Here is a 5,780-nt window from a genome sequence, read left to right as displayed (position 1 = left end):
CCACTGTTGTTGCCGGTCCGGCAAAACGGCGCCCGACGGGCCTCGCACGCGTTCGGCGGTCACGTCGCCGACGGACGAAGTTCCGCCGCGTACCTCGCTCAGGCCGCAACGCCGTGCTCGAGCCGTTGTGCCTGTGGGATGATCGGCCGCATGATCGAAGCTCCAGCACGGAAGGGCGCCTTCCGCCCCGCCCGATGACGTGGCTGGAGGAGGCCGTGGCCGACGGTACCGCCACGACGCCCGCCCACCCTTCCCGTATCGCGCTCTTCGAGGCGATACGAGCCGACCGCGGCGGCCCCGTCGCCACCCGGCTGCTCCAACTCGTCCACGCCGACACCCCTTTCGTGCGCCGAGAGGCCCTGGACCTCCTCCACAGCCTGGCCCGCGAACGGCCCTGGCCGGAGGCCGTGGACGCCGCGGCGGCCCGACTCGGTGACCCCGACGAGGAAGTACGGCGCCGAGCCGCGTGCCTCTTCGGCTACCGCGGGCAGCCCGGCCCGGTCCTCGCGGCCCTCGGTGAACTCGCCGATCCACTCGTGCGCACCACTCTGGCCAGGGCACTCGGCCCGGCCGCCGCCCACCTCACAGCTGACGGCCTCCCGTCGGTCCGCTTCCTCGCCCACCTGCAGACGCTGCGCACGGCACGACCCGCACGATGGCCCTCTCTGGACGCCGCACTCCTCGACGACGTCCGGGAGGCCGCACACCACCTCGACGACATCGGACACATGTGGGGCCGGGCCCTGTACGGACTGAGGCGCGAACACGACACATACGCCCTCGTAACCCGCCTGCTCACCGAGCCCGCCACCCGGGACATCGGCGCCGAACTGGCCCGCGCGGCGTGCCACGGCTGGCGGGCGGCCCCGGTCAGGCTGCTGCCGCTGCTCGTGCGACACCGCGGCGAAGGGGTCACCCAGGCTCTGGGACTGGCCCTCACGACAGCCTCCATCTCCGAGGCGGCGATGCGGACGCACGGAAGCCTTCTCGCCGGAGTTCCGTTCACCCCGTCTCCGAGGGCCCGCCGGATCCCGTCCACCACGACGGCGTACGACAGCCCGTCCGCCGCCGCGCTGCTCGCCGCCGAGCCCGTGGGCGTCACCCGCCTCGCTCACGCCTCCGCGATCTTCGAGGCACTGCTGGACGCCGGCCCGCTGACCTTCCGGCAGGCCGCCCAGCTGTACAACCTGACCTTCTCCCGGCCCGGCCGCTCACAGGCGCAGTGTGCCCCGCTGTGGCTGCGGCACGCCGGCCCTTCCGCACTGTCCCGGCTGCTCGCCCTCATGACACCGCACCTGGCCGACTACGCGGTCGGCGAGCACTACCTGGCGGGTCTCGCCCGGATGGGCGGTCATGCCCGCCCCGCGCTGCCGGCCGTGACGGCGCTGATCGACAGGCGTACCCGCATCCCCGTCAACGACTCCACCCGCGACGCCGAGATGAGACTCGACGAAGCTCTTCTGGCCGCCGCCCGCCGCACCCGCCGGGCGATCCTCACGGACGTGCCGAGACGTTCGTGAACCGCCGGCCCCTGAACGTCGTCCGGTACCGAGCCGGGCTGGGCTCCACCCACCGGACCGCCTCAGCCCGCAGCTCCCACCGGGGCTCCAGGCCGGTTCACGGTTCAGCCGCCGTGCGCGGTGCCGTCGAGGATCTGCTCCCGAAGAATGTCCGCGTGGCCGCAGTGCTGCGCCAGTTCGCGCAGCGTGTGGAGGTAGACCCAACGCAGCGGCAGCGGTCCCCGGCGGTTCCCCAGGAGCAGGTCGTCCAGTGTCAATTCCGCCGTCGCTCGACGAGACGCCGCGCAGGCCTGCCGGTAGGCACCCTGGACCGAGGCGATGGTGTCGCCGTCGCGGAGATCGAACGACTCGTCGGGGGAGGCGGGAATGCCGATCTCGGTACGGGACCGGCAGCTGATCGCCTCGTCGAACCAGACCCTCTCGACGAACGCGGCGTGCTTGACCAGCCCCAGGAGGGTGGTCTTGGAGGTGACCAGCGACCTGCGGGCCTGCTCCTCGGTCAGCCCGTCGAGGCTGTCGTGCAACGCGGATCGGTGCTCGTCGAGAAACGCCTCGAACTGCTCGCGCAACGAAGCCTGGAACACGGCGGGTTGAACTGAGGGATGGGAGACCATGCGCGCAAGGATAGTGCGCTCCCGTCTCCTCGGAAGGACGGGTGAGCCGGTCGCGTCCGTCCCGCACGTCCCCTTGCCCCGCCACGTCTTGCGGGTCCAGGGGCAGGTCGGTCAGGCCCCCGGCGTAGTGCGTAGGCACCAGGACCCGTGAGCGGCTGGTCCGCGCGCACCAGGGGAGGACAGCGGCGGCGCACGATGCCCGACGGGGCGCCGGAGGCAAGTGTGGGAGGCGCGTGAATCTCACGCGTTTCCCTTGCCCTGAGGCGTCTGGAGTGATCGACGAATGGCGACAGTTCTTTACCGGATCGGACGGTGGGCCTTCCGGCGGCGCCGGCTCGTGGGTGGCCTCTGGCTGGGTGCCTTGGTGCTGGCCGTCGCTGCCGCCGCCATGGCGCCGGCCGGGGAGGAAGAGGACCTCTCCATGCCCGGAACGGAGTCACAGCAGGCGTTCGACCTGCTGGACGAGCGCTTCCCTCAGAGCAACTCCCAGGGTGCCGAGGCCCGCTTGGTGTTCCGGGCACCCGACGGACAGCGGGTGACCGCCGCCGAGCACAGGGCGGCCGTCGAGGACACGCTCGGTTCCCTGGACGGGGGCGCTCAGCTCGCGTCGGCCACCGACCCCTACGAGACCGGCGCCGTCAGTGAGGACGGCACCATCGCCTACTCCACGGTCACCTACACGGTGGGAGCCGTCGACCTGACCGAGCCGACGAAGAGCGCCCTCGAGGACGCCGCGAGCCAGGCCCGGGACGCGGGGCTGACCGTGGAGATCGGCGGTTCGGCCCTGGACGCGGAGGAGGAACCGGGTGGTACGACGGAGCTGATCGGCGTGTCGGTGGCGGCGGTGGTGCTGGTCCTCGCCCTCGGTTCGCTGGTCGCTGCCGGATTGTCGCTGCTGACCGCCTTGTCGGGCGTGGCGATCGCCTTCGGCCTGGTCTCCGCACTGGCCGTCCCGCTGGGCCTGACATCCACCGTCGCCATTCTGGCGCTGATGCTGGGGCTGGCGGTCGGCATCGACTACGCCCTCTTCGTCACCTCCCGCTTCCGCGACGAGAGCGCCCGGGGCAGCGAGCCGGAGGAGGCCGCAGGCCGGGCGGTGGGCACGGCCGGATCCGCCGTCGTCTTCGCCGGCGCGACCGTCGTCATCGCCCTCATCGGGCTGGGGGTAGTCGGAATCCCCGAACTCACCAAGATCGGTATGGGCGGCGCGGGCGCCGTGGTACTCGCCGTACTCGTCGCGCTGACCCTGGTTCCCGCGCTGTTCGGCTTCTTCGGCCGCCGGGTGCTGTCCCGCGCCGTCCGCAGGGCCACCCGGCCGGGAAGCCGGCATCCGCACCCGGTGCTCCCCGCGGCGGAGCGGCCCGGCATCGGCATCCGCTGGGCGCGATTCGTGCTGCGCCGGCCCGTGGCGGTCCTGGTGACGGCCGTACTCGGGCTCGGGACCGTCGCCCTACCGGCGCTGAGCCTCGAACTCGGCCTGCCGGGAGACGAGTCCAAGTCGGTGGAGACCACTCAGCGCCGTGCCTACGACCTGCTGTCGGAGGGGTTCGGTCCCGGCTTCAACGGCCCGTTGACCGTGGTCGTGGACACGTCGCAGTCCGGGGACCCGCGGGCCACCACGGACCTGGTCGCCAAGACCGTACGAGGAGTGGACGGGGTCGCGTCGGTCGGTGATCCGGTGCTCAGCCGCGACAAGGACACGGCCGTCCTCACCGCCGTTCCGCAGAGCGCGCCGAACAGCGGCGAGACCAAGGACCTGGTGCACGCGATCCGGGGCGCGGTCTCCGGCGTCGAGGCCGGGACGGGCGCCGGCGTCCTGGTGACCGGTACCACCGCGATGAACATCGATATCTCCCAGGCCATGTCAGACGCCCTCATCCCCTACCTGGCCGTGGTCATCGGCCTGGCGGTGCTTCTGCTGATGGTGGTCTTCCGCTCGGTCCTGGTGCCGGTCAAGGCCGCGCTCGGCTTTCTGCTGTCCGTGGGTGCCGCCTTCGGCGTCCTCGTCGCCGTCTTCCAGTGGGGCTGGGCGGCGGACCTGCTCGGCATCGAGCAGACCGGACCGGTGATGTCACTGATGCCGATCCTCATCATCGGAATCGTGTTCGGCCTCGCCATGGACTACGAGGTCTTCCTCCTCACCCGGATGCGGGAGGCCTACGTCCACGGCGCGTCCCCCGGCGAGGCCGTCGTCAGCGGCTTCCGGCACAGCGGACGTGTGGTGGCCGCGGCGGCGGTCATCATGATCAGTGTGTTCGCCGGATTCGTCGGGATGAACAGCCCCACCATCCAGACGATGGGCGTCGGGCTGGCCGCCGCCGTCGCCTTCGACGCCTTCGTGGTCCGGATGGCGATCGCACCCGCGGTCCTGGCACTGCTCGGCCACCGGGCCTGGTGGCTGCCCCGTATCGTGGACCGCGTGCTGCCGAACGTGGATATCGAGGGTGAGGCACCGAGCAGGCGGGTTCCGGACCCCGCGACCGAACCGGACGCGGCGGTTCGGCGGCTTCCCGTCGGCCGGGACTGAGCCCGCGATGACGAACACGGGCGGCGGTGGCCCGCGACCACGCACCTCGTGGTGGCGGGAGGGAGCGATCACGACGCTGGCGTTCGCGCTCTGTCTGCTCGGCGGTGTGCTGCAGGTCGACGACACGCTGTCACCGCCGTCCGTCTCCGCCTACGTCATCGCCGTGGTCTCCTGCGCCGTGCTGCCGGTGCGGCACCGGGCACCGCTCGCCGCCCTGGCCGCCACGACCGCGGTCGGCGTGCTGGTGCCGCCCCTGGGCCTCCTGCTCACCCCGCTCATCGTGACCCCCGCCGTGATCACCACCTACTCCTACTCGCTCGCCGCGCGTACCGAACGGCGCGCGGCGAGCGCGGTGGTGCTCACCTCCGCGGCACTGGCCGCCGCCATCCCCGCCTTCGGGGACTTCTCGTGGAAGGACGCGAGCAGAATGGGCGTGGTGGCGGCGTTCCCGCTGGTGGCCGGCGTGCTCGGTCACTCGGTGCGGAACCGACGGGCCTACCTGGAGGCCGTGGAGGAGCGGGCTCGCCGAGCCGAGCAGAACCGGGACAGCGAGGCGCGCCGGAGAGTGGCCGAGGAACGGGTACGCATCGCCCGGGACCTGCACGACCTCGTGGCCCATCAGATCACCCTGGCCAACGCGCAGGCCACGGTCGCCGCCCACCTCTTCGACACCCGCCCGGAGCAGACTCGCACCAGCCTCAAGGAACTCGTCGAGACCACCAGCCACGCCCTCGACGAACTCCGGGCCACCGTCGGTCTGCTGCGTCAGTCCGGGGACACGGCCGCGCCCGCCGAACCGGCGCCGGGGCTGTCCCGGCTTCCCACGCTCCTGGAGTCCTTCCGCCGCGCGGGCCTGGAGGTGTCGGTGCACCAGGAGGGCAGGGTCCGGCAGCTGCCGCCGGGAGTGGACCTCACCGCCTATCGCATCGTCCAGGAGGCACTGACCAACGTGACCAAGCACGCGGGTGCCGGGAGCGCCCGGGTGCGCCTCGTCTGGACCGGCGATCGTGTGACCATCACCGTCGCCGACGACGGAGGGGGCACCCGTACGGCGCCGACCGCGTCCACGGGACCGACCGCGTCGTCAGGGCCGTCCGCGTCCGCCGCGGCGGACCGATC

General features: G+C 72.1%; 4 protein-coding genes. 3 read left to right on the top strand and 1 reads right to left on the bottom strand.

Going from position 1 to position 5,780, the window contains the following annotated elements; genetic code table 11:
- The first annotated feature begins 215 nt into the window (after positions 1–215).
- Positions 216–1,520, top strand: coding sequence for a hypothetical protein (locus BZL64_RS28700; RefSeq protein ID WP_143663337.1), 1,305 nt, complete (start codon positions 216–218; stop codon positions 1,518–1,520).
- Between the two features lie 104 nt (positions 1,521–1,624).
- Here the strand turns inward: BZL64_RS28700 and BZL64_RS28695 are convergent, their stop codons facing one another.
- On the bottom strand, positions 1,625–2,134 hold the full coding sequence (locus BZL64_RS28695; protein WP_086772076.1) for a DinB family protein: 510 nt from the start codon (positions 2,132–2,134) through the stop codon (positions 1,625–1,627).
- A gap of 283 nt (positions 2,135–2,417) precedes the next feature.
- Between BZL64_RS28695 and BZL64_RS28690 the strand changes: the two genes are divergently transcribed.
- Positions 2,418–4,661 carry an MMPL family transporter gene (locus BZL64_RS28690; protein WP_086772075.1) on the top strand — a complete coding sequence of 748 codons (2,244 nt, stop codon included), beginning with the start codon at positions 2,418–2,420 and terminating at the stop codon, positions 4,659–4,661.
- A 7-nt stretch (positions 4,662–4,668) separates the two neighbouring features.
- On the top strand, positions 4,669–5,780 hold a 1,112-nt coding region (locus BZL64_RS28685; protein WP_107430362.1), incomplete at its 3' end, for a sensor histidine kinase.

This window comes from Streptomyces bobili, assembly GCF_002154575.1.
Lineage (GTDB): Bacteria > Actinomycetota > Actinomycetes > Streptomycetales > Streptomycetaceae > Streptomyces > Streptomyces bobili.
The sequence above is the reverse complement of the archived record's forward strand: the minus strand, read 5'-3'. Positions and strand labels throughout refer to the sequence as shown.

Excerpts from the sequence above, each read along its gene's own strand:
- BZL64_RS28695 (WP_086772076.1), bottom strand. The coding sequence starts at position 2,134 with ATGGTCTCCCATCCCTCAGTTCAACCCGCCGTGTTCCAGGCTTCGTTG.
- BZL64_RS28690 (WP_086772075.1), top strand. The coding sequence starts at position 2,418 with ATGGCGACAGTTCTTTACCGGATCGGACGGTGGGCCTTCCGGCGGCGC.